Below are 23,062 nucleotides of genomic sequence, written 5' to 3'. Positions count from 1 at the left end.
GGTGAAGAGTTAAGAAGAGGCTTTCTGGCTGTGCAGCTTGTGCATGGCCTTGCTCCAGTCGCCTGCGAGTATTTCCGGCAGGACGCCTAGGGCGAAGTCGATGCTGGTGTCCAGCAGTTCCTGTTCGCTGCGCGGGGCGCGGCCGAGGACGAAGTTGGAGACCATGCTGCTATGCCCGGGATGGCCAATGCCAAGCCGCAGGCGGTAAAAACTGTTCTGATTGCCGAGCTGGGCGATGATATCGCGCAGCCCGTTATGCCCGCCGTGCCCGCCACCCTGTTTGAGTTTGGCGACGCCGGGGGGCATATCGAGTTCGTCGTGGGCCACCAGAATGGCTTCCGGCGGTATGCGGAAGAAATTCGCCAATGCCGCTACGGCCTGGCCGCTGCGGTTCATAAAGGTGGTGGGGATCAGCAGACGAACATCGCGGCCCTGATGGCTGAATTTGCCAGTCAGGCCAAAATACTTCTTGTCGAGGCTCAGGTTGATGCGCTGGCTGTCGGCAAGGCGCTCAACGAAAAGGGCCCCTGCATTATGCCGGGTCTGGTCGTATTCGGGGCCGGGGTTACCCAGGCCAACGATCAGTTGTACGGCAGTCATGTCAGGAGCCCTTTTGTGGAAATAGCCCGGCAGAATCGCATGCCGGGCTGGTTTCCGACGCTGCGAGGTTTACTCGGCAGCGCCTTCGCCTTCTTCTGCGTCTTTGGCAACGCGCGAGGCGTGGATGTTGGCCACTGCCAGGTCGTTACCGTGGGCCAGTGCAACCAGCTCGACGCCTTTCGGCAGTTTCAGGTCGGCCAGGTGAACGATCTGACCGATCTCAACGGCAGCCATGTCGACTTCGATGAATTCCGGCAGGTCTTTCGGCAGGCAGGAAACTTCTACTTCAGCCAGGACGTGGGAGACTTCGCCGCCTTGCTGCTTAACGCCAACCGAAGTTTCCTGGTTGATGAAGTGCAGGGGAACGATAGCGTTCAGTTTCTGGCCAGCAACGACGCGAATAAAGTCGGCGTGCATCACGTAGCCTTTGGCCGGGTGACGCTGCAGGGCTTTGATCAGTACGCTTTCGTTGCTACCGGCAACGTTCAGGCTCAGCACGTGGCTGTAAGCCGCTTCGTTTTCCAGCAGCTTGGCCAGTTCTTTGGCCAGCAGGCTGATCGATTGCGGGGCTTTCTCGCCACCGTAGATTACGGCAGGCACCATGGCAACGTTACGACGCAGGCGGCGGCTCGCACCTTTCCCCAGGTCGGAACGCACTTCGGCATTCAGGGCAAATTCAGCAGTCATTTCACTTCTCCAAAATAACCAAACCGTCCGTTACGCTTGCGACCAGCGACGGGACGGTTGGTTGAAAGGCCTTGCCATCAGGGCAGGGCGTTTGCGCTCAGGACGATGTCCGGATTAACGGAACATCGCGCTGATCGATTCTTCATTGCTGATGCGGCGTACCGCTTCAGCCACTACCGGGGCGATGTCCAGCTGGCGAATACGCGAACAGGATTGCGCTGCGGCGGACAGCGGGATGGTGTTGGTCACCACCAGCTCGTCGAGTACGGAATTTTCGATGTTTTCGATCGCACGGCCAGACAGTACCGCGTGTGTGGCGTAGGCGAAGACTTTCGAGGCCCCGTGTTCTTTCAGGGCTTTGGCCGCGTGGCACAGGGTACCGGCGGTATCCACCATGTCGTCGACCAGGATGCAGGTACGGCCTTCCACGTCACCGATGATATGCATCACTTCGGAGTGGTTGGCTTTTTCGCGGCGCTTGTCGATGATCGCCAGGTCCACACCCAGGGATTTGGCCACGGCACGAGCACGCACCACGCCACCGATATCCGGGGAGACAATCATCAGGTTTTCAAAGCGCTGGTCTTCGATATCGTCCACCAGTACTGGGGAACCGTAGATGTTATCTACCGGGATATCGAAGAAGCCCTGGATCTGATCCGCGTGCAGGTCGACGGTCAGAACCCGGTCGATACCTACAACGGTGAGCATGTCAGCCACAACTTTGGCGCTGATGGCCACGCGGGCGGAGCGCGGACGGCGATCCTGGCGGGCATAGCCGAAGTAGGGGATGACTGCAGTAATTCGGGTCGCTGAGGAGCGGCGGAAGGCGTCGGCCATCACTACCAGTTCCATCAGGTTGTCGTTGGTTGGCGCGCACGTCGGTTGAATCAGGAAGACGTCTTTACCGCGGACGTTTTCGTTGATTTCAATCATGATCTCGCCGTCGGAGAATTTACCGACCGAGGCATCACCGAGGGGAATGTGCAGCTGACGTACGATACGTCGCGCCAGATCGGGGTTGGCGTTCCCCGTAAAGACCATCATCTTGGACACGCGCAGTACCTGCCGGCTGAGGGTATACCTGGATGAGTATAGAAAATGGCAGGGGCGGCTGGATTCGAACCAACGCATGGCAGGATCAAAACCTGCTGCCTTACCGCTTGGCGACGCCCCTGTATCCGGTGTTACTGAATGCTCTGAGTTGTGTATCCGCTCCAGGACGGAAATGGCAGGGGCGGCTGGATTCGAACCAACGCATGGCAGGATCAAAACCTGCTGCCTTACCGCTTGGCGACGCCCCTACAACCGTACAACTCGGTAGAACACATTCACTTCCTGACCAATCTTTCCAGCTTGCGGTGCAACATCGAGATGTTACGACCCTGGGCCACAAAACTTGGCAAAGTGCCTGGAAGTTGGCGGGCGACTTTATCAGCATCGTCCCGGTTTGGGAAGCTCCCAAACACACAAGCTCCAGTGCCGGTTAATCTTGCGGGAACAAATTTGTTCAACAAGATCAAAGCGTTATGGACTTCTTTATAACGCTTCTGGACCACCGGCAGGCAGTCGTTACGACCACCCCCCTCAAGAAGGCTGCGAACTTTAATGGGCGGCGTATCCCGTGTCAACTCAGGGTCAGAGAAAACTTCTGCTGTGCTGACAAAGACTTGCGGTATGGCGACGAGAAACCAGGGCTCGTCCAGCTCCACGGCGGTGAGGCGCTCGCCCACACCCTCGGCAAAGGCCGCGTGGCCGCGCACAAATACCGGAACGTCGGCCCCCAGGCTCAGGCCCAGGGCTGCGAGACGATCCTGGTCCCAGTTCAGCTGCCATAGATGGTTGAGGCCGAGCAGGGTGGTGGCCGCATCCGAGCTGCCGCCGCCGATGCCGCCGCCCATGGGCAGGCGCTTGTCCAGCCAGATATCGGCTCCCAGATGGGTGCCGCTGGCGTGCTGCAGGCTGCGGGCGGCGCGCACGATCAGGTTGCTGTCGTGAGGCACGCCATCAATGGCGGTGTGCAGGCGTATTTCGCCATCCTGGCGCAGGGCAAAGCCCAGCTCGTCGGCGAAATCGAGAAACTGGAACAGGGTCTGCAGTTCGTGATAGCCGTCGGCGCGGCGGCCGAGGATATGCAGCATCAGGTTGAGCTTGGCCGGTGCCGGCAGAATCAGTTCGGCGGCAGCGGGAATTGCCGGGGCGTTCATTGGCCGAGCTGGCGCGGCTGCCAGTCCTTGATCACCAGGGTGACTTGCAGGTCGAAGCCGCTGAGCTTGATCCGCTCCGGCAGCCAGAAGCCATTCTGCTCGGTATAGCGCAGATACTCGACCTGCCAGCCATCCTGGCTCAGTTGCGCCAGGCGGCTATCGGCATCCAGGTTCAGGCGGCTCTTGCTTTCCGGCGAGGGCAGGCCGCGAATCCACCAGAGCAGGTGCGACACCGGCAGGTTCAGGCCGAGCTGCTCCTGCATCAGCTGTTCCGGGGTGGCGGCCTGGTAGCGGCCCTGGTTGGCCACTTCCAGCAGGATGGCACCGGGACGGCCGGTCAGGCGTGCGGCACCACGGCCGAGGGGGCCGGACAGGCGGATATCGTAGTAATCCTGGCGTTGTAGCCAGAACAGGGTGCCGCTGCCTGAGTCTTTCGGCGCGCGAATGCCGACCTTGCCGCTGATCTGCCAGGCGTCGAGGCTGCTGATCTGCTGTTTGTGGCTCTGCCAGCGCTGCGGATCGCCCTGGCCTTCCAGGGCTTCGCGGGAGGTCAGGCCGGCGCAGCCGGCGAGCAGGGTGATCAGGCTGAAAACAATCAGGTGGCGCACAAGCATCAAAGCGTCTCTGCTCCGGTCAGGCGCAGCAGGGTGCTGCGTAGAATTGGACTGTCGGGTTGCTGTTTGAGGGCTTCGCGCCAGATTTTCCGGGCTTCCTTCTGTTTGCCCTGGGCCCAGAGCACTTCACCCAGATGGGCGGCGACTTCTTGGTCGGGGAACTCTTGCAGGGCCTTGCGCAGCAGGCGTTCGGCTTCGTCCAGGTTGCCCTGGCGGTAGTTGACCCAGCCCAGGCTGTCGAGAATCGCCGGGTCGTCGGGGTTGAGCTGGTAGGCCTGCTCGATCAGTTCGCGGGCTTCGGCGTAGCGCGTGGTGCGGTCGGCCAGGGTGTAGCCGAGGGCGTTGAGGGCCATGGCGTTGTCCGGCTCGCGCTCGAGGATAAAGCGTAGGTCCTGCTCCAGCAGCGGCAGGTTGTCGCGCTTTTCGGCGAGCATGGCGCGGGTGTAGAGCAGGTTGAGGTCTTCGGGGAATTGCTCCAACGCCTGTTCGATCACCTGCCAGGCGCGCTGGTTGTCCTGCTGCTTGCTCCAGGCTTCGGCTTCGATCAGGTACAGCTGGATGGCGTAATCGGGCTGGGTTTCCCGGGCCTGGCGCAGGCGCTTAGCCGCTTCCTCGCCGCGCTGCTGCTTGAACAGCAGCTCGCTCTGGCGCGACTGGGCGGGCAGGTAATCGTTGCCGGGGCCGACCAGGGCGTATTCAATCAGGGCGCTTTCAGGCTCATCGAGGGCTTCGTAGGCGCGGGCCAGGTTGTAGTGGGCGGCGTCGACGTGATTGTCACGCTCGACCAGTTCTTCCAGGTAGACGATTGCCTCTTGCCAGGCTTCGGCTTCCAGGCAGACCAGGGCCAGGGAAAAACGCAGGTCGTCGTCATTAGGGAACTGCTGCAGCAGCGAGGCGAATTCGCCCTTGGCCTCGTCGAGGCGATCTTCGGCCACCAGTAGGCGGGCGTAGGTCAGGCGCAGGCGCTTGTCGTCCGGGTGCTGCTTGATGCCTTTTTCCAGCAGGGACAGGGCGTCAGCATTGCGTTCGAGGCTCTGCAGCAGGCGTGCCTGCAGCAGGATGGCGGCGATGGGACGGTCTTTGGCGGGTTGCTCCTGCAGGCGCTCCAGGGCTTCCTGAGCGCGGCCGTCCTGTTGCAGCAAGAGGGCCTGGCCAAACAGCAACTGATGGTTGTCGGGGTATTTCTTCTGCAGGCGAGCAAAGCTTTGCAGCAGGCCGGCGCGGGTATCCGGGTCGCTTTCCGCCGCGGACAGGGCGAGGAAGTCGAAATGCGTATCGCCCTGGCGTTGCAGCACACGTTCCATAAAGCTCATGGACTCGTCGTAGCGCCCGGCGCGGGCCAGCTGCACGGCGGCGGCACGCTGCGCGTCGATGCTGTCGGGGGCATTCTTGGTCCACAGCAGGCTGGTTTCCAGGGCGGCCTGCTCGGCCCCCAGGTACTCGGCAATACGAAAGCCGCGCTCGGCAACGCCAGCATCCTGGGTCGCATTGGCCTGCTGCACATAGTTGCCCAGGGCAATGTCGAAGCGATTGCGTTGCCCGGCCAATTCGGCCGTCAGCAGCGCCAGCAGGGTGTCCTGGCTGAAGGAGCCATACACCTGAGGCTCCGCGGCTGGCGTCACAGCTGCAGGGTCTTCCACCGGTGGCGTGCCATCCGGGGCTGAGGGGGCAAACATCTGGCAGCCACTGAGCAAGGCAGCGGCAGTCAGCAAGGCAAGGGATCTATTCATAGAGAAATATGTGGCCAACCTGCGGTTTGGGCATCATGACACAAGCGCCAGGGCAAGCCCATGGGCTGGGATGATCCGGATTAAGAGATAAACCTGGCTAATGGGACAATAGCTAGCGGTGGTTGTTCTCGCCTGGCTGAAGTAGGACAATTGCCGGCTTCCACTCCCTGTCAGCGACCTTGCATGGCCTTTATTGCCCTTGGTATCAACCATAAGACCGCTTCGGTGGATGTCCGCGAACGCGTGGCTTTTACCCCTGAGCAATTGGTTGAGGCGCTACAACAGCTGTGCCAGCGCACCAGCAGCCGGGAGGCGGCGATTCTTTCGACCTGCAATCGCAGCGAACTCTACCTCGAACAGGACAGCCTGAGCGCCGATGAAGTGCTGGCCTGGCTGGCCGCTTATCACCAACTGAGCCTCGAAGAGCTGCGCGCCTGCGCCTATATCCATGCCGATGACGAAGCCGTGCGCCATATGATGCGCGTGGCCTCGGGGCTGGATTCCATGGTGCTGGGCGAGCCGCAGATTCTCGGCCAGATGAAGTCGGCCTTTGCCGTGGCTCGCGAGGCCGGCACTCTCGGCCCGTTGCTCGGACGCTTGTTTCAGGCCACCTTCAGCACCGCCAAGACCGTGCGCACCGATACCGCGATTGGCGAAAACCCGGTGTCCGTGGCCTTTGCCGCCGTCAGCCTGGCCAAGCAGATCTTCGCCGACTTGCACCGCAGCCAGGCGCTGCTGATCGGTGCGGGGGAGACCATCAGCCTGGTGGCGCGTCATCTGCACGATCAGGGCATCAAGCGCATCGTGGTGGCCAACCGCACATTGGAGCGCGCCAGCAATCTGGCCGAACAATTCGGCGCGCATGCCGTGCTGCTCTCGGAAATCCCCGATGAGCTGGTCAACAGCGATATCGTTATCAGCTCCACGGCCAGTCAATTGCCCATCCTGGGGAAAGGCGCGGTCGAGCGGGCGCTGAAGCAGCGCAAGCACAAACCGATCTTTATGGTCGATATCGCCGTACCGCGCGATATCGAGCCGGAAGTCGGCGAGCTGGACGACGTCTACCTGTATACCGTCGACGACCTGCACGAGGTGATCGCGGAAAACCTCAAGAGCCGCCAGGGCGCGGCCCAGGCCGCCGAAGAGCTAGTGGCCATTGGCGCGCAGGACTTTATGCAGCGTCTGCGCGAGCTGGCCGCGGTGGATGTGCTCAAGGCCTACCGCCAGCAGGCCGAACGCCTGCGTGACGAGGAGCTGGGCAAGGCCCTGCGTCTGCTCAATAACGGCAGTTCGGCCGAGGACGTGCTGGCGCTGCTGGCCCGCGGTCTGACCAACAAGCTGCTGCATGCGCCCAGCGTGCAGCTGAAAAAATTCTCCGCCGATGGCCGCGTCGATGCGTTGGGCGTGGCTCAGGAACTCTTTGCTCTGGACGAAGGCGTGTCGCCCGCTTCGACCCATAGCGGCTCGGTCAATAAATAAAGGTCTGCAATGAAAGCGTCACTGATCAATAAACTCGACCTGTTGCAGGATCGTTTCGAAGAGCTGACCGCGCTGCTCGGCGATGCCGAAGTGATCAGCAACCAGCCGCAATTTCGCGCCTATTCCAAGGAATACGCCGAGATTGAGCCGGTATATCAGGCGTTCAGTGCATTCCGCAAAGTTCAGGCCGACCTCGAAGGCGCGCAGGCTCTGCTCAAGGACAGCGACCCGGACATGCGCGAGATGGCCGAGGAAGAAGTCGCCGAGGCCAAGGAACAGCTGATCGAACTGGAAGCCCGCCTGCAGCGCATGCTGCTGCCCAAGGACCCCAACGACGGCCGTAACGTGTTCCTCGAAGTACGCGCCGGCACCGGTGGCGACGAGGCGGCGATCTTCTCCGGCGACCTGTTCCGCATGTATTCGCGCTATGCCGAGAAGCAGGGCTGGCGCGTCGAGGTGCTGTCGGCCAGCGAAGGCGAGCACGGCGGTTATAAGGAAGTGATCGCCCGGGTCGAGGGCGACAACGTTTACGGCAAGCTCAAGTTCGAGTCCGGTGCCCACCGCGTGCAGCGTGTGCCCGAGACCGAGTCCCAGGGGCGCATCCACACCTCGGCCTGCACCGTGGCGGTGCTGCCCGAACCGGATGAACAGATGGCCATCGACATCAACCCGGCCGATCTGCGTGTGGACACCTACCGCTCCTCGGGTGCCGGTGGTCAGCACGTCAACACCACCGATTCGGCGATCCGCATCACCCACATTCCCACCGGCACCGTGGTGGAATGTCAGGAAGAGCGTTCGCAGCACAAGAACCGCGCCAAGGCCATGGCCTGGCTGGCGGCGAAACTGAAAGACCAGCAGGAAGCCGCCGCGCACAAGGAAATTTCCGATTCGCGCAAACTGCTGGTGGGTTCCGGTGACCGTTCCGAACGCATCCGCACCTACAACTTCCCGCAAGGGCGGGTGACCGATCACCGCATCAACCTGACCCTGTATTCGCTCAACGAAGTGATTGCCGGCGGCGTCGAGGCGATTATCGAACCGCTGCTGGTCGAATATCAGGCCGATCAGCTGGCTGCGTTGGGCGATTGATGCGCACTCGGCCTACGGGGTCATTCCCCTGTAGGAGCGAGCTTGCTCGCGATGTTTTTCGCTCGTTGATCGCCGGAGTGCCGGACCACAGCAAACTGGCTCCTACAAAAGCGATGCCCTATGGCCACCATCGAATCCCTACTTAACACCGCCGAACTACCCGACTCGCCCACCCCGCGCCTGGACGCCGAGTTGTTGCTGGCACACGCCCTGGACAAGTCGCGCAGCTATCTGCACACCTGGCCGGAGCGCGAACTCGACGCCGAGCAACTGGCGCGCTATCAGGCTGATCTGGCGCGGCGTCAGTCCGGCGAGCCGGTGGCCTATATTCTCGGTCAGCAGGGCTTCTGGAGCCTGGAGCTGGAGGTGGCGTCGCATACCCTGATTCCGCGCCCCGATACCGAATTGCTGGTGGAAACCGTGCTCGCGCTGCTGCCGGCCACGCCGGCCGCGCTGCTCGATCTCGGCACCGGTACCGGCGCGATTGCCCTGGCCCTGGCCAGCGAGCGCCCGGCCTGGCAGGTTACGGGCGTGGATCGCGTGCAGGAGGCGGTGGCCCTGGCCGAACGCAACTGCATACGGCTCAAACTGGCCAATGCCAGCTTTGTTGCAAGCCACTGGTTTAGCGCTTTAGATGGACAGCGTTATCAGTTGATCGTCAGCAATCCGCCCTATATCGCTGCTGGTGATCGCCATCTGGCCGAAGGCGATGTGCGTTTCGAACCGAGCAGCGCTCTGGTGGCGGGCGCGGATGGGTTGGACGATATCCGCCTGATCATCCAGCAGGCTCCGGACTATCTTGAAGCGGGCGGCTGGCTGCTGCTGGAGCATGGTTTCGATCAGGCCGCGGCGGTGCGTGAGCTGCTTAGCGCGCGTGGTTTTAGCGCGGTGGAAAGCCGGCGTGACCTGGGCGGCCACGAGCGCATCAGTCTGGGACGCTTCGACAATGAGTGACGCCATGAGTGCGCAGGACATGCTGAGTGACGAGGAACTGCTGCGTTATAGCCGGCAGATCCTTCTGCAACAGATCGATATCGCCGGCCAGCTACGGCTGAAACACAGCCGCGCGCTGATCATCGGCCTCGGCGGCCTGGGTTCGCCGGTGGCGCTGTATCTGGCGGCTGCCGGGGTTGGTGAACTGCATCTGGCGGATTTCGATACGGTTGATCTGACCAATCTGCAGCGGCAGATCGCCCACGACACTGCCAGCATCGGCCTGAGCAAGGTCGACTCGGCCAGCAAGCGCCTGCTGGCGATCAATCCGCAGCTACGTCTGCAGGCTCATCGCCAGGGCCTGGACAGCGATTCCCTGGCTGCAGCGGTTGCCGCGGTGGACCTGGTGCTGGATTGCTCGGACAACTTCGGCACCCGCGAGGCGGTCAACGCCGCTTGTGTGGCGGCCAAGGTGCCGCTGGTCAGCGGCGCGGCGATTCGCCTGGAAGGCCAGCTCTCGGTCTTCGATCCACGCCGCGCTGACAGCCCCTGCTACCACTGCATCTACGGTCATGGCAGCGAAGCCGAGCTGACCTGCAGCGAAGCCGGGGTGGTCGGCCCGCTGGTGGGCCTGGTCGGTAGCCTGCAGGCGCTGGAAGCCCTGAAGCTGCTGGCGCAGTTCGGCGAGCCGCTGGTCGGTCGCCTGTTGCTGATCGATGCTCTGGGCAGTCGTTTCCGTGAGCTACGGGTCAAGCGCGACCCGGGCTGCAGCGTCTGTGGCGGCCATGCCGAGTAACGTATCAAGAGGCGCGCCGATTGGCGTGTTCGACTCCGGCGTTGGCGGCCTGTCGGTGCTGGGCGAGATTCGCACGCTGCTGCCCAATGAGTCGTTGCTTTATGTGGCCGACAGCGGCCATGTGCCCTATGGCGAGAAGAGCCCGGAATTTATCCGCGAGCGCTGCCGGCTGCTGGCCGAGTTTCTCCTGGCCCGGGGGGCCAAGGCCCTGGTGCTGGCCTGTAATACCGCCACGGTGGCGGGGGTGGCCGAGTTGCGTGAGTTGTACCCGCAGCTGCCGATTATCGGCATGGAACCGGCGGTCAAGCCGGCGGCAGCGGCGACCCAAACGGGCGTGGTCGGCGTGCTGGCCACCACCGGCACGCTGAAAAGCGCCAAGTTCGCCGCACTGCTCGACCGTTTCGCCAGCGATGTACGGGTGATTACCCAGCCCTGCCCGGGATTGGTCGAGCGTATCGAGGCCGGTGAGCTGGACAGCGCCGCCACCCGCGAATTGCTCCAGGGCTTTGTCGCACCGCTGTTGGCCGAAGGCTGCGACACGCTGATCCTCGGTTGCACCCACTACCCCTTTATCAAGCCGCTGCTGCGCAGCCTGGTGCCCGAATCGATCAGTCTGATCGACACCGGCGCGGCAGTGGCCCGGCAACTGCAGCGGCTGCTCAGCGAGCGCGAGTTGCTGGCTACCGGGCCGGCCGAGGCTGCGCGCTTCTGGTCCAGCGGCGAACCCCGGCTGATGCAGGCGGTATTGCCGCGGCTTTGGGGCCAGGCGGCCGAGGTTCAGGCGCTGTAACGACTGCTGCATGCGATGCATGAGTCGCCTTTTATTTAGATCAAAGATTTCTATACTTCAGGCAACGCAACACGGACTTCTTCTGATTTCGCTAAAAACAAAAGGACGATGCCATGAGCAAGTTGTTTTATTTGGCCGCAGTGGCGGCCCTATCCATGGGGAGCGTGGCTGCCGTACAGGCCGCCGATGTGACGTTCGCGGTCGGCCAGTCCGGTGAGTCGACCATGGTCTATCGCCTGGGCACCCAGTTTGATTTCGGGACCTTGCGTCAGTACGACAGCGGTCGCCTCACTGGCTATTGGGACGCCGGCTACACCTACTGGCAGGGTGACGAGACGGCCAGCAACCATAGCCTGTCCTTCAGCCCGGTATTGGTCTACGAATTCGCCGGTGAGACGTTCAAACCCTATGTCGAGGCTGGTATCGGCGTGGCTCTGTTCGCCAGCACCGAGCTGGAGGACAACGACCTGGGCTCGTCCTTCCAGTTCGAGGATCGCCTCGGTTTCGGGGTGCGTTTCGCCGATCAGGAAATCGGCCTGCGGGCCGTGCACTATTCCAATGCCGGGCTTAAGCAGCCCAACGACGGCAGCGAGGCCTATACCCTGCATTACCGCCTGAGTTTCTAAGCCACGGCGAATCCAGAAAACCGGGCGTTGGCCCGGTTTTTTTATCCTCTGCAGCGGCACGCTCAGCGATAGATGCTGCTCATGCCGCGCCGCTCGTCCAGGCATTCGGCCGAGGCGGTTTCGAATTCGCGGCAGATCAGCGGACGCACCTCATAGATGGTGCAGCGCATGCTGTCGCGATCCAGTGCGGCGCACCAGCCGTCGTCCAGGCGCAGCATCACTTCGCCGCCCCAGTCATCGGTGTCGATATAGCGTGGTGGCACACCGGTGTCGGTGATCAGCATGACTTCCAGCTGGCAGCAGCAGGCCGCGCAGTTGCTGCAGCTGACCGCCGGTTCGTCCGCGAGTTGGGTGTGGGGGATGTTCTGACTCATGCCGCGCAGTGTACGCCATAGAGGTTATTGCGGCGTCTGCTGCCGACGTAGGGTGGATGGAGCTTTACCCATCCACCATGGTTAGGCGGGCGGCGCTGGTGGAAAACGCTTCGCGGTTTTTCCACGGGGTGGCCATCCACCCTACGCAGCTTGGCGTGTGCGCAGGCTTTGCTCGTACTGCGCACGATAGAGCCTGGCGAAGCCGTGCAGCACGGGCATCACCAGGGCCCAGGTCGCGCCGATCAGCAGCAAACTTTGCCAGGCTCCATGGGGTAGGCCGACGCCAGCGATCTGTGCGCCTGCGTAATAGGACAGCGGCGCGGCCACGGCCCCCAGCAGGCTGCCGCGCCACCAGGGTTGTGCGGTCCAGGCCAGGCAGTGGTTGAGGGTGGTGGCCAGCAGCAGCCACAGGCAGGCCAGCCACAGGGGAATCAGCGTGCGCGGCGCGCCAAAGTCGAACACCCCGAGGTTGAGCAGGAAGCTGTCCAGCGCGCTGCCGGCGAGAAACACCGTGATCAGCAGTTTGCCTTCCGCCGCCCAGCTGCTGGTCCACAGTAGATGCACCGCCAGCACCGCTGCGACAATCAGCAGCCACAGGCTGTCGCCGCCGAACACGCAGGCGAACCAGCCGAGCTGAAACAGCAGGGTGTTGACGATCAGTTTGGCCATCCAGGGATCCTCGGGTAACGGGTGCTCAGGGCAAGCGGCCTAGCAGCGGTTGGGGTTGGGCCGCCGATTTGGCCAGCAGCAGTTGCGCGGTGCCGATGGTGCGCTCGATAAAGCCGCCCTCGCAATAGCACAGGTAGAACTCCCACAGCCGATAGAAGTAGTCGTCGTAGCCGAGCTGTTCGAGTTTGTGCCGCGCCTGGCGCAGGTTGTCGTGCCACAGGCGCAGGGTGCGGGCGTAGTGCAGGCCGAAATCCTCCATATGGTGCAGGTTCATATCGGTTTTGTCGGTGACTATTTCCAGCATCTTCTGCACCGAGGGCAGCGCGCCGCCGGGGAAGATATAGCGCTGGATAAAGTCGACGCTGTTTTTCGCCTGTTCGTAGCGCTGGTCGCGGATGGTGATGGCTTGCAGCAGCATCAGGCCATCGGGCTTGAGCAACTGGGCGCACTGTTCGAAATAGTTGCTCAGGAAACGATGGCCGACGGCCTCGATCATCTCGATCGATACCAGCTTGTCGTACTGGCCGGTGAGGTCGCGGTAGTCTTCCAGCAGCAGGGTGATCTGACCTTGCAGGCCCAGCTCGGCAATGCGCTTTTCGGTGTAGGCGAACTGCTCGCGCGACAGGGTGGTGGTGGTGACCTTGCAGCCATGGTGTCGGGCGGCATAGATCGCCATGCTGCCCCAGCCGGTGCCGATTTCCAGCAGATGGTCGCCGGGTTTGAGGGCGAGCTTCTGGCAGATACGTTCGAGCTTGTTCAGCTGCGCCTGCTCCAGACTGTCGTCCGGGCCCTGGAACATGGCCGCCGAATACATCATGGTCGGATCGAGAAATTGCTCGAACAGCTCGTTACCCAGGTCGTAGTGGGCCGAGATGTTCTTGCGCGAACCCTTGCGGGTATTGCGGTTGAGCCAGTGCAGGGCCTGCACCAGAGGGCGGCCAAGGCGAGCCAGGCCACCTTCCATGGCATCCAGCACTTCCAGATTGCTGACGAATACACGGATCACCGCGGTCAGGTCCGGGGTGCTCCAGTAGCCGTGGATATAGGCCTCGCCGGCACCGATCGAACCGTTGCCGGCCACCAGGCCCCAGACCGCTGAGTCGAGCACCTGAATCTCGGCGCTGAGGCTGGAATGGGCGTCGCCGAACTCCAGGCGCTCATCACCTTCGACTATCACCAGGTGGCCATGACGCAGCTGTTTCAGCTGACGCAACACCGCGCGACGCAACAGGCTGGCACCGATGCCGCTGCCGGCGCGCACGCTATCTTTGGCGGAGACAAGGCTAGAGCTTTTCATGGTGGACTTCCTTCGATACGGGGCGAGCGACGCGCAAATCGCCTTCAGCGGCCCGGTGGCTGAACAGGGGGATGCGTTTGAGCAGCAGGCGCAGGGCCTGCCAGTAGATGGCAACGAGGGTCTTGCCGGTCATCCAGGGAAACTGCAGCAGGTAGCGGTGCAGGCTGGCGCGGTTCAGTTCGGTGCGCTGCAGGCTGAGGCTGGCGTCGAAGACTTTCTCCTCGCCGCTCCAGTCGGCCATATGCAGGCCCAGGCGCTCGCCAACCGGGCTGAAGCTCATGCGATATTCCAGCTCACGCGGCAGAAAGGGCGAAACGTGAAACGCCTTGGCCACGGCGACGTGTTGATGGCCCGTGCCCTCGGCCGGCACCACATAGTGGTAACGCTCGCGCCAGGGCGTGTTGCTCACCTCGCAGAGAATCGCCGCCAGCTGGCCATCGGCTTCATGGCAGTAGAAGAAACTTGCCGGATTGAAGGCCAGGCCCCAGCTGCGTGGCTGGGTTAGCAGGCAGATATGTCCCAGTGGTGTATGCCCCAGTGCCTCGCCCACCCGTTGGCGCACCGCATCGATCAGCTTGATGCCCGCGCCGGTGAACTGCGGCAGGTAGTCGCTTTCGCGGAACGAGAACGGGGCGAAACGCCCGCGCCCGGCCAGCGGCGACAGCGCCAGCACCGCGTCCTGCTCGCTCAGGTCGAGATAAAGCAGGCCCATGCGATAGCGGAAATTGTGCAGGCGTGGGGCAAAGCGTCGGTGCTGCACCCAGCCGCTGTACAGGGCGCTGTTCATCACAGTGCCTCACCGAATTCGCGGGCCACGCGCAGCGCGCTGACCACGCCGTCTTCATGGAAGCCATTGGCCCAGTACGCGCCGCAGAAGTAGCTGTGGTTGGCACCCAGCAGCTCTTCCCAGCGCGCCTGCGCCGCCATGCCGGACAGGCTGTATTGCGGGTGAGCGTAGGTGTAGCGCGCGAGAATCTTGCTCGGGTCGATGGCGGCGGTCTGGTTCAGGCTGACGCAGAAGGTGGTGGCGCTCTGAATGCCCTGCAGGATATTCATGTCATAGGTCACGGCAGCCGGCTGATCCACGGGGCCGCCCAGACGATAGTTCCAGCTGGCCCAGGCCAGTGGCCGTTTTGGTAGCAGTCGGGTATCGGTGTGCAGCACCACGTCGTTATCGGCATAGGGCAGCGCACCGAGGATGTCCTGCTCGCTGCGCGTGGGCTCGGCCAGCAGGGCCAGGGCCTGGTCGCTGTGGCAGGCGAAAATCACCTTGTCGAAGCGTTCGGTTCCGGCGGCGCTGTGCAGGGTCACACCGTCGGCATCACGCTCGACGCGGGTTACCGGGCAGTTGAGGCGGATATGCTGTTTGAATGATTCGGTCAGCGGCGCGACATAGCTGCTGGAGCCGCCCTCGACCACGCACCACTGCGGCCGGTCACTGACCGACAGCAGGCCGTGGTTCTTGAAGAAGCGCACGAAGAACTGCAGCGGAAAACCGAGCATATCGTGCAGCGACATCGACCAGATCGCCGCACCCATGGGCACGATGTAATGCTCGATAAAGCGCTCGCTGTAGCCATTGGCCTTGAGGTAGTCGCCCAGGGTCATATCGCTGGCGATGCGCTGCTGGTTGAGATCGTTCAGCGCCTCGCGGTTGAAGCGCAGGATGTCGCGCACCATGCCGATAAATTTCGGCGAGATGAGGTTACGGCGCTGGGCAAACAGGGTATTGAGGCTATGCCCGTTGTACTCCACCCCGCTTAGCGGGTCGCTGACCGAGAAGCTCATCTCGGTGGCCTTGAAGCCGACACCCAGCTTGCCCAGCAGGCGAATGAAGTTGGGGTAGGTCCAGTCATTGAACACGATAAAACCGGTGTCCACGGCATAACGCTGGCCATCGACCTGCACATCCACGGTGTGGGTGTGCCCGCCAATCCAGTCGCCAGCCTCGAATACGCGGATATCGTGGCTGCGGTTGAGCAGATAGGCGCTGGTCAAACCGGCGATACCGCTGCCAATAATGGCGATCTTCATGAGTTGTCCTTGGTCTTGGCTTCGGTGCGGGCCATACGGGCACCCATGGCCACCTGCAGGCGCTTGGGCAGATGGCCGAGCAGCTTGAGCATGGCAATAAAGGGGCCGGGGAAGTTGATCTCGAACGGCTGCCGGTGCACGCGTTCGGCGATATGCCGGGCGGCTTTATCCACCGGCCAGCGCATGGGCATGGGGAAGTCGTTCTGTTGCGTCAGCGGGGTGTCGACAAAGCCCGGGCTGACCAGGGTCACGGCGATGCCCTCGGCGGCCAGGTCGATGCGCAGGGCTTCGATCAGGTAGCGTAGCCCGGCCTTGGACGCGCCATAAGCTTCGGCGCGGGGCAGCGGCAGGTAGGTCACCGAGCTGCCGACGGCCACCAGATGCGGCTTGTGGCCCAGGCGCAGGAGGGGCAGGGCTGCCTCGATGCAATAACTGGCGGAAAACAGGTTGGCGCGGATCACCCGCTCGACCATCGCCGCCTCGAAGCGTTGCACCTCGACGTATTCGCAGGTGCCGGCATTGAGAATCACGCTGTCCAGCGCGCCCCAGACCTGACCTATATGTTCGCCGATGCTGCGTACCTGGGCGGCATCGCTGAGGTCACCGGTGACCACCAGCACTTGCCCCGGGTAACGCTTGGCCAGGGCCTGCAGGGGCTCGATGGTGCGGGCGCTGAGGGCCAGGCGATGGCCTTGTTCGAGCAGCTGTTCGGCCAGGGCCGCGCCGATGCCGCTGCTGGCACCTGTGAGCCAGATGCGTCGTGGGTTTGTGCTCATGCCAACCTCCGTTTCAGCCAGCGAATCGCCGCGCCGAGCAAGGGCAGGTGCTCATAGAGCAGGCTGCCGGCGTCGAAGTAGTCGCGGTGACGATAGACCTTGCTGTGCCACAGCAGGTGCGAGCAGCCCTCTACACGGATCAGCTGGCCGCCGGCCAGGCGTGGGTGGCGGTAGCTCATGGTCCAGCGCAGGTAGCCTTCGCCTTCGCGCACCTGGTCGAAGCCGTAGAAGTCGAAGCGCAGTTCACTGACGTTAGCGTACAGCTCGGCAAAGTAGCGCTGCATATTGCTCAGGCCGCGCACCTCGTGCAGCGGGTCGCAGAACAGGGCGTCGTCACTGTAGAGCTGGCCCAGGCTGTCGAGGTTGTCCTTGTTCAACCCGGCAAAGCGCTGGGCGAACTGGCGCAGAAAGTCGCTCATAGCGCTGCCTCGCCCGCCAGGTGTGGCAGGCGCTTGAAGGCGGCCAGGGCGCGCCCGCGGCTGGCGCTCAGGTCGACCATGGGGCGCGGGTAGTCCGCGCCGCCAAACAGCCCGCCGCCACTGAGCAGCGCGCCGCTCGGCTGGTGGATATGTTTCTTGCTCAAGCCCTCGAGCTCGGGCAGCCAGTGACGGATAAAGCGTCCGTCCGGGTCGAAGCGCTCGGACTGGCTGAGGGGGTTGAAGATGCGGAAATACGGCACCGAATCGGTGCCGGTGGAGGAGCTCCACTGCCAGCCGCCATTGTTCGCCGCCAGATCGCCGTCGATCAGGTGGCGCATAAAGAAGCGCTCGCCTTCGCGCCAGTCGATCAGCAGATTCTTGGTCAGAAACATCGCCACCACCATGCGTAGGCGGTTGTGCATCCAGCCGGTGGCCAGTAGCTGGCGCATGGCGGCATCGATGATCGGGAAGCCGGTGCGGCCTTGCTGCCAGGCTTTCAACTCCTGCGGAGCGTTGCGCCAGGCCAGCGCCTCGGTTTCCGGGCGAAAGGCGCGGTGCATGGAAACCCGCGGATAGCCGACCAGAATATGCTTGTAGAACTCGCGCCAGAGCAGCTCGTTGATCCAGGTGATGACCCCGGGATTGCCGCTGTCGAATTCGCCCTGGTTGACCTGCAACGCCGCATGCAGGCACTGACGCGGCGAGATCACCCCTGCGGCCAGGTAGGCCGAAAGCTGGCTGGTGCCGGGCTGCGCTGGGAAGTCGCGGGCACTCTGGTAGAAGTCGATCTGCTGCGTGGCGAAATCATCCAGACGCCGCTGCGCTTCGCTTTCACCAGCGGGCCACAGCTCACGCAGTTCGGCAGCGGGCAGGGCGAAGCCTGCAACTTGTTCAGGAATGGCATCGCTTTGGATCGCGAGCGGGGGCTGCGCCTTAGGTGTGGCGATCAGCGCCGGCAGGGCGGTATGCAGGCGCTGATAGCAGACCTTGCGGAACTGGCTGTAGACCTGAAAGTAGCCGCCGGATTTGGTCAGCACGCTGCCGGGTTTGAACAACAGCTGATCCAGATGACTGCGAAAATTTACCCCCAGACCATCCAGCGCCTTGGCTACGGCCTGATCGCGGCGGGTTTCATGCACGCCATACTCTTCGTTGACCTGCACGCTATCGATCTGCAGCTGCTGGCACAGTTCGCCGATCGCCCGCGGTGCGGCACTCCAGTTATCGACTTCGCGCACCAGCAGCGGCACATTGAGTTTGCCCAGCTCAGTGGCCAGTTCCTTGAGGTTGCGCAACCAGAAGTCGACCTTGCTCGGCGCGTCATCGTGGCTCAGCCACTGGCCGGGGCTGAGCAGGTACAGCGCCACGGTCGGACCGCTGCTCATGGCGGCGGCCAGGGCGCTGTTGTCCTGCACCCGCAGGTCGGTACGAAACCAGATCAATTGCAGCATGGTATGTCCCATCAGCTGTTCAGCAGGTTCAAGTCGGTAAGGATTTGCAGCGCGGCCAGCGGATCGGCGGCCAGGCTCAGATCGGGATTCTGGTCGGCCATGCCGCTTAGCTCCTGCTGATGAATCTGCACCGCCTGACCGGTGATGAGGCAGGGGCAGTCGTAGCCGGCCAGCAAGCGTTGCAGGTGATTGGTATTGAGCGCCTGGCTGGAATACAGCAGCACCGCGCGGGGCTGGATATGTTCCACCGCCAGGGCCAGTTCGGCCGGCGACAGCGGCCAGTCGAAGACATCCACCGGGCAGTTGGCGCTGCTCGCCAGCCAGGCGGTCAGCCACATGCCAGGGGCCATGGGCAGGTCGGAGACATTGATCAGCAGCAACGGCGCGCCGCTGTACTGACGGTTGTTGTGGTACAGGCGTGCGCCCAGCTTGCTGCGCAGCCAGGAGTAGAAGAACACCCGCTCGGCCTGGGCCCCGAACTGGTTGCGCCAGCGCAGTTCCAGTTCTTCCAGCAGCGGCATCAGCAGTTGCTGGCACAGGGTGTGCGGCGGATAGAGCGCCAGTTCGCTGTTGAAGCAGTCGTCCAGGCGGCGCTCGCTGAGGTTGCAGATGCTCTCCTGCAGGCGCTGGCGTTTTTCCTCCCACTGCGAGCTGGCCTCAGCGAACGCCGGCTGGCCGCTGCGCAGCAGCCCCTTGACCTGGCTGACCGAGACTCCGCGGCCGAGCCAGGTGAGGATCGCCTGGATCCGGGCCACATGCTCGGCGGAATACAGGCGATGGCCCTTGGGCGTGCGGTGCGGCACGATCAGGCCATAGCGGCGTTCCCAGGCGCGCAGGGTGACGGCGTTGACCCCGGTGATGCGCGCCACATCGCGGATCGGCATAAAGCCTTGGGCGATGGCGGTCTGGTAATCGTCGCCGGCGGGGGCGTGGCTGTGGGTGAGTTCGTCCATGATCAGAGGGCGTTGCGCAGGCTGAGGTTTTCCGGGTGCGGCTGCAGGTAGACCTGCTGCGCGATATAGCGGTCGGGGTGACGGCGAAAGTGATGCTTGAGCAGGGTCATGGGTACCACCAGCGGCACCACGCCCTGGCGGTATTGGCCGATCAGTTGCTGCATTTCCTGCTTCTCTGCGCTGCTCAGCGCTTGCTTGAGGTAGCCGCTGATGTGTTGCAGCACATTGCTGTGGGTGCTGCGGGTGGCGCAGCTTTTCAGCGCGCTCATCAGTTCGCTGAAATAGCGCGGAGCCAGCTCAGTGATGTCGTGCTGAGCGAGGTTGCCGAGCATGCGCCCCAGGCTCTTGTACTGCTGCGGATGAGTGGCCATCAGCAGGTACTTGTAGCGCGAGTGGAAGTCGATCAGGCGCTTGCGCGTCAGGCCCTCGCGCAGCAGTTGTTGCCACTCGGAGTAGGCAAACACGCGGGTGATGAAGTTCTCGCGCAGGATCGGATCGTTGAGGCGACCGTCTTCCTCGACCGGCAGGTCGGGATGGCGGGCGCAGAAGGCCTGGGCAAAGATGCCGCGGCCCTGAGGTTCACTGGGGCGACCGTTGTCCTGGTAGACCTTGACCCGGTGCAGGCCGCAGGACGGCGACTGCTGCATAAAGATATAGCCACAGATATCGCCCAGCTCGCCGGCCATGCGCTCGCCGTAGGCGGCCAGGGGGGCGGTCACGTCCACCTCGCGGTTGACCGTGCCCACTGCCCGGGGGGCCTGTGGATCGCCGACCAGACGGATAGGCTCGCGAGGAGTGCCCAGGCCAATCGCCACTTCGGGGCACAACGGGGCGAACTCGAAGTATTCGGCGAGGGTGCGGCTGCACAAACGCGATTCCTTATGGCCGCCGTTGTAGCGTACTTCGGCCCCTAGCAGGCAGGCGCTGATGGCGAGTCTGGGTTTGGTGGCGGTGATCTGGGGCGTGTTCATGGCGCGACCTCTGATGGCGTCTTGTACATGCTGTGATGCGTGTACAACTTGTGTTCATCATAGGTTTGTTGTTGTACAAGTCAAATGTTTTGTACAGCTTATGTACTGGAATCGGCCGGATGGCGCAGCGAAACACCCCCTACGCTTGGGCCTTGGCGTTCGAGGTGAGGGCAGACGGGAGGGGCTTTATGCGGCAGGGACCGGCCGCTGGGCGGTGGGGCTTACTTCCAGCCCATCAGCCAGTGCTGGGTATTTTCCAGGGCTTGCCAATCCAGGCGCTGGTTGCGCTGGCTGAGTACCGCCTGTAATTCGACCTGCAGCACAGTGCCTTCTTCATCACAGAAGAGTTCGGTGACCAGGAAATGTTTCTCACGATTCAGTGGCTGTGCTGCCGTCCATTTCGACAGCAGCAGCTTGCGCGGATTTAGTCGGCGCTTGGCTGGCGCAGTGCGCGCCTGAGTGCTCATTGCAGGTGCTCGAGCAGGCGCCGGGCGGCCTCCTGGCCGCTGAGCCAGGCGCCTTCGACGCGGCCCGACAGGCACCAGTCGCCGCAGGCATACAGGCCCAGACCGGCATCGGACAGGGCCCCCCATTGGTGCGCCGTGGCCGGGCGGGCATACAGCCAGCGATGGGCCAGGCTGAAAACCGGTGCCGGCACGGCGCAGCCAATCAGTTCGGCAAAGGCCCCATGCAGTTGCTCGATCACCTCTTCCTTGGGCATATCCAGATGCTGCTTGGTCCACTGGCTGCTGGCATGCAGCACCCAGGTGTCCTTGGCGGTGTCGCGCCCGGGTTTGCTGCGGTTGCGGGCCAGCCAGTCGAGCGGGTTGTCGCGTACAAAGCAGCCTTCGACCCTGGTTTCCAGCGGGCTGTCAAAAGCCAGGGCCACGGCCCAGGTCGGGTCCATGGCGACGCTGGCCGCCGCGCCGGCCAGCTTCGGTGCACTGGACAGCAGGGCGGTGGCCTGGGGAGCGGGGGCGGCCACTACCACATGGCTGAACGGACCGTGGTTGTTGCCTTCGGCATCCTGCAGGTGCCAGTGCTGTTCGCCGCGAAACACTTCGGTGATGCGGCAGGAGAAATGCACCGGCAAGGCCCCGAGCATGGCCCGGGTGATGGCGCTCATGCGCGGGCTGCCGACCCAGCGTGTCTGCTCGTCTGGCGAGGCACTGAGCTGGCCGTTGTCGAAGTGGTAGAGGCTGGGCGTCCACTCGCTGACCCAGCCGCGGGCCTGCCACTGTTGCACCACCTCGACGAAGCGGCGGTCACGGGCGGTGAAGTACTGTGCGCCCAGATCCAGTGCGCCAGCGTCGCTGCGCTTGCTGGCCATGCGGCCGCCGCTGCCACGGCTCTTGTCGAACAGTTGCACCGCATGTCCGGCGGCATGCAGAGCCTGGGCTGCGGACAGCCCGGCGATGCCGGTACCGATGATGGCGATGGGGTTGATGGCTGTCATGGCTTACCTCGTGCTCCAGACCATTTAGGCTACGCTTTAGACAGAAGCTATACAATATCGATTTTATGTATAGGATGTGTGGCTGCAATCGCGCCTACCTATAGTTAAGACAACTGGCTGCCGTAATAAAGGCACGCCGGTCATAAAACTTGATATTGCGCATATTCACTGCCAGGCCATGCGAGGACGATGCCATGCACATACTTCTAACCGGCGGTACCGGTCTGATCGGGCGCGCGCTGTGTCGGCACTGGGCACAGCAGGGCCATCAGCTGACGGTATGGAGCCGCACGCCGCAGCAGGTCGAGGCCCTGTGCGGGAGAGGAGTGCGCGGCATCGCGCGCCTTGAGGAACTGGCCGAGGAACCGCTGGATGCCGTGGTCAACCTGGCCGGTGCGCCGATTGCCGACCGGCCCTGGACGCGCAAGCGCAAGGCGTTGCTGTGGGCCAGCCGCATTACCCTGACCGAACAGTTGCTGGCCTGGTTGGCGAGCCGCGAGCAGAAACCCCGGGTGCTGTTGTCCGGCTCGGCGGTGGGCTGGTATGGCGACGGCGGCGAGCGTGAGCTGCATGAAGACTCGATTCAGGTCACCGACGATTTTGCCGCGCAACTGTGCGGTGCCTGGGAAGAAACCGCACTGCGCGCCGAAGAGCTGGGCATCCGTGTGGTGCTGCTGCGCACCGGGCTGGTGCTGGCCCGCGACGGTGGCTTTCTCAAGCGTCTGTTGCTGCCGTTCAAGCTGGGCCTGGGCGGCCCTCTGGGCAGTGGCCGGCAGTGGATGCCGTGGATCCATATCAGCGACCAAATCGCCCTGATTGATTTTCTCCTGCAGCAGGAGCAGGCCCGCGGTCCTTATAATGCCTGCGCGCCGCAGCCTGTACGCAACCGCGAGTTCAGCCAGGCCCTGGGCCGCGAGCTGCACCGTCCGGCGTTTATGCCGGCACCGGCATTTGCCTTGCGTCTGGCCCTGGGCGAGTTGTCCGAGCTGCTGCTCGGCGGCCAGCGCGCCTTGCCGACGCGCCTGCAGGCCGAAGGTTTCAGTTTTCGTTTCACTCATTTGGATGTGGCCCTGGCGGATCTGCTGGGCCAACCTGACTAGGATTGCGC

The 23,062-nt window shown here is 63.1% G+C and carries 25 protein-coding genes and 2 tRNA genes; 7 read left to right on the top strand and 20 right to left on the bottom strand.

What is annotated here, in order from left to right:
- Positions 1-9 precede the first annotated feature (9 nt).
- The 8 genes from pth to WMW70_RS08305 all read right to left on the bottom strand — a co-directional run bounded on the left by pth (position 10) and on the right by WMW70_RS08305 (position 5,838).
- On the bottom strand, positions 10-600 hold the full coding sequence (gene pth, locus WMW70_RS08340) for an aminoacyl-tRNA hydrolase (protein ID WP_341437033.1): 591 nt from the start codon (positions 598-600) through the stop codon (positions 10-12).
- A gap of 69 nt (positions 601-669) precedes the next feature.
- Positions 670-1,287, bottom strand: coding sequence for a 50S ribosomal protein L25/general stress protein Ctc (locus tag WMW70_RS08335; protein WP_341437032.1), 618 nt, complete (start codon positions 1,285-1,287; stop codon positions 670-672).
- Between the two features lie 114 nt (positions 1,288-1,401).
- Positions 1,402-2,343 carry a ribose-phosphate pyrophosphokinase gene (locus tag WMW70_RS08330; protein WP_305593610.1) on the bottom strand — a complete coding sequence of 314 codons (942 nt, stop codon included), beginning with the start codon at positions 2,341-2,343 and terminating at the stop codon, positions 1,402-1,404.
- Positions 2,344-2,389: 46 nt separating this feature from the next.
- Positions 2,390-2,464: transfer RNA gene (locus tag WMW70_RS08325), tRNA-Gln, on the bottom strand.
- A 52-nt stretch (positions 2,465-2,516) separates the two neighbouring features.
- A tRNA-Gln gene (locus WMW70_RS08320) sits at positions 2,517-2,591 on the bottom strand.
- A 27-nt stretch (positions 2,592-2,618) separates the two neighbouring features.
- The gene (gene ispE / locus WMW70_RS08315) at positions 2,619-3,494 is read right to left on the bottom strand and encodes a 4-(cytidine 5'-diphospho)-2-C-methyl-D-erythritol kinase (RefSeq protein WP_341437031.1); all 876 of its coding nucleotides are present in this window, start codon (positions 3,492-3,494) and stop codon (positions 2,619-2,621) included.
- On the bottom strand, positions 3,491-4,108 hold the full coding sequence (gene lolB / locus WMW70_RS08310) for a lipoprotein insertase outer membrane protein LolB (protein WP_341437030.1): 618 nt from the start codon (positions 4,106-4,108) through the stop codon (positions 3,491-3,493). The genes ispE and lolB overlap by 4 nt, the downstream gene beginning before the upstream one ends.
- A complete protein-coding gene (locus WMW70_RS08305; RefSeq protein WP_341437029.1) occupies positions 4,108-5,838 on the bottom strand; it encodes a tetratricopeptide repeat protein in 1,731 nt (576 codons plus the stop codon). Before WMW70_RS08305 ends, lolB begins: the two co-directional genes overlap by 1 nt.
- Positions 5,839-6,021: 183 nt before the next feature.
- Here WMW70_RS08305 and hemA point away from each other — a divergent pair, with 183 nt between their 5' ends.
- From hemA to WMW70_RS08275, 6 genes are all read left to right on the top strand, one after another.
- Positions 6,022-7,317, top strand: coding sequence for a glutamyl-tRNA reductase (gene hemA / locus WMW70_RS08300; protein ID WP_341437028.1), 1,296 nt, complete (start codon positions 6,022-6,024; stop codon positions 7,315-7,317).
- A 9-nt stretch (positions 7,318-7,326) separates the two neighbouring features.
- Positions 7,327-8,409 (top strand): peptide chain release factor 1, encoded by a 1,083-nt coding sequence (gene prfA, locus WMW70_RS08295; protein WP_341437027.1) that lies wholly within the window; start codon positions 7,327-7,329, stop codon positions 8,407-8,409.
- Positions 8,410-8,529: 120 nt separating this feature from the next.
- Positions 8,530-9,363 carry a peptide chain release factor N(5)-glutamine methyltransferase gene (prmC, locus tag WMW70_RS08290; RefSeq protein WP_341437026.1) on the top strand — a complete coding sequence of 278 codons (834 nt, stop codon included), beginning with the start codon at positions 8,530-8,532 and terminating at the stop codon, positions 9,361-9,363.
- A 19-nt stretch (positions 9,364-9,382) separates the two neighbouring features.
- Entirely contained in the window at positions 9,383-10,138 is a 756-nt protein-coding gene (locus WMW70_RS08285; protein WP_341437053.1) for a molybdopterin-synthase adenylyltransferase MoeB, read from the top strand.
- Complete coding sequence (gene murI / locus WMW70_RS08280; protein WP_341437025.1) at positions 10,128-10,928, top strand: glutamate racemase; 801 nt, start codon at positions 10,128-10,130, stop codon at positions 10,926-10,928. The genes WMW70_RS08285 and murI overlap by 11 nt, the downstream gene beginning before the upstream one ends.
- 113 nt (positions 10,929-11,041) lie before the next feature.
- Positions 11,042-11,554, top strand: a complete 513-nt coding sequence (locus WMW70_RS08275) for an acyloxyacyl hydrolase (protein WP_341437024.1) — start codon at positions 11,042-11,044, stop codon at positions 11,552-11,554.
- Between the two features lie 62 nt (positions 11,555-11,616).
- On the opposite strand, the gene WMW70_RS08270 is transcribed toward WMW70_RS08275, so the two are convergent.
- The 12 genes from WMW70_RS08270 to WMW70_RS08215 all read right to left on the bottom strand — a co-directional run bounded on the left by WMW70_RS08270 (position 11,617) and on the right by WMW70_RS08215 (position 21,954).
- On the bottom strand, positions 11,617-11,928 hold the full coding sequence (locus WMW70_RS08270; RefSeq protein ID WP_341437023.1) for a YkgJ family cysteine cluster protein: 312 nt from the start codon (positions 11,926-11,928) through the stop codon (positions 11,617-11,619).
- Between the two features lie 141 nt (positions 11,929-12,069).
- Positions 12,070-12,597: a DUF2878 domain-containing protein gene (locus WMW70_RS08265; RefSeq protein WP_341437022.1), complete on the bottom strand. Its 528-nt coding sequence runs from the start codon at positions 12,595-12,597 to the stop codon at positions 12,070-12,072.
- Positions 12,598-12,622: 25 nt separating this feature from the next.
- The gene (locus tag WMW70_RS08260) at positions 12,623-13,894 is read right to left on the bottom strand and encodes a cyclopropane-fatty-acyl-phospholipid synthase family protein (protein ID WP_341437021.1); all 1,272 of its coding nucleotides are present in this window, start codon (positions 13,892-13,894) and stop codon (positions 12,623-12,625) included.
- Positions 13,881-14,681 (bottom strand): DUF1365 domain-containing protein, encoded by an 801-nt coding sequence (locus WMW70_RS08255; RefSeq protein ID WP_341437020.1) that lies wholly within the window; start codon positions 14,679-14,681, stop codon positions 13,881-13,883. The genes WMW70_RS08260 and WMW70_RS08255 overlap by 14 nt, the downstream gene beginning before the upstream one ends.
- Positions 14,681-15,928: an NAD(P)/FAD-dependent oxidoreductase gene (locus WMW70_RS08250; RefSeq protein WP_341437019.1), complete on the bottom strand. Its 1,248-nt coding sequence runs from the start codon at positions 15,926-15,928 to the stop codon at positions 14,681-14,683. Before WMW70_RS08250 ends, WMW70_RS08255 begins: the two co-directional genes overlap by 1 nt.
- Positions 15,925-16,704, bottom strand: a complete 780-nt coding sequence (locus WMW70_RS08245; RefSeq protein WP_341437017.1) for an SDR family NAD(P)-dependent oxidoreductase — start codon at positions 16,702-16,704, stop codon at positions 15,925-15,927. The genes WMW70_RS08250 and WMW70_RS08245 overlap by 4 nt, the downstream gene beginning before the upstream one ends.
- Positions 16,701-17,123: a nuclear transport factor 2 family protein gene (locus WMW70_RS08240; protein WP_341437016.1), complete on the bottom strand. Its 423-nt coding sequence runs from the start codon at positions 17,121-17,123 to the stop codon at positions 16,701-16,703. Before WMW70_RS08240 ends, WMW70_RS08245 begins: the two co-directional genes overlap by 4 nt.
- Positions 17,120-18,571, bottom strand: a complete 1,452-nt coding sequence (phrB, locus tag WMW70_RS08235) for a deoxyribodipyrimidine photo-lyase (protein WP_341437052.1) — start codon at positions 18,569-18,571, stop codon at positions 17,120-17,122. Before phrB ends, WMW70_RS08240 begins: the two co-directional genes overlap by 4 nt.
- 14 nt (positions 18,572-18,585) lie before the next feature.
- Positions 18,586-19,527 carry a MerR family transcriptional regulator gene (locus WMW70_RS08230; protein WP_341437015.1) on the bottom strand — a complete coding sequence of 314 codons (942 nt, stop codon included), beginning with the start codon at positions 19,525-19,527 and terminating at the stop codon, positions 18,586-18,588.
- Positions 19,528-19,529: 2 nt separating this feature from the next.
- On the bottom strand, positions 19,530-20,498 hold the full coding sequence (locus WMW70_RS08225) for a YbgA family protein (protein WP_341437014.1): 969 nt from the start codon (positions 20,496-20,498) through the stop codon (positions 19,530-19,532).
- A gap of 221 nt (positions 20,499-20,719) precedes the next feature.
- Entirely contained in the window at positions 20,720-20,965 is a 246-nt protein-coding gene (locus tag WMW70_RS08220) for a TIGR02450 family Trp-rich protein (protein ID WP_341437013.1), read from the bottom strand.
- On the bottom strand, positions 20,962-21,954 hold the full coding sequence (locus tag WMW70_RS08215) for an NAD(P)/FAD-dependent oxidoreductase (RefSeq protein ID WP_341437012.1): 993 nt from the start codon (positions 21,952-21,954) through the stop codon (positions 20,962-20,964). The genes WMW70_RS08220 and WMW70_RS08215 overlap by 4 nt, the downstream gene beginning before the upstream one ends.
- Before the next feature lie 194 nt (positions 21,955-22,148).
- On the opposite strand from WMW70_RS08215, the gene WMW70_RS08210 reads away from it, so the two are divergent.
- Complete coding sequence (locus tag WMW70_RS08210) at positions 22,149-23,054, top strand: TIGR01777 family oxidoreductase (protein WP_341437011.1); 906 nt, start codon at positions 22,149-22,151, stop codon at positions 23,052-23,054.
- Positions 23,055-23,062: the final 8 nt, after the last annotated feature.

Origin of the sequence: Pseudomonas sp. XK-1 (assembly GCF_038069885.1) — a bacterium.
Classification (GTDB): domain Bacteria; phylum Pseudomonadota; class Gammaproteobacteria; order Pseudomonadales; family Pseudomonadaceae; genus Aquipseudomonas.
Note: the sequence above shows the minus strand (reverse complement) of the source record. Positions and strands in the feature narration are given on the sequence as shown.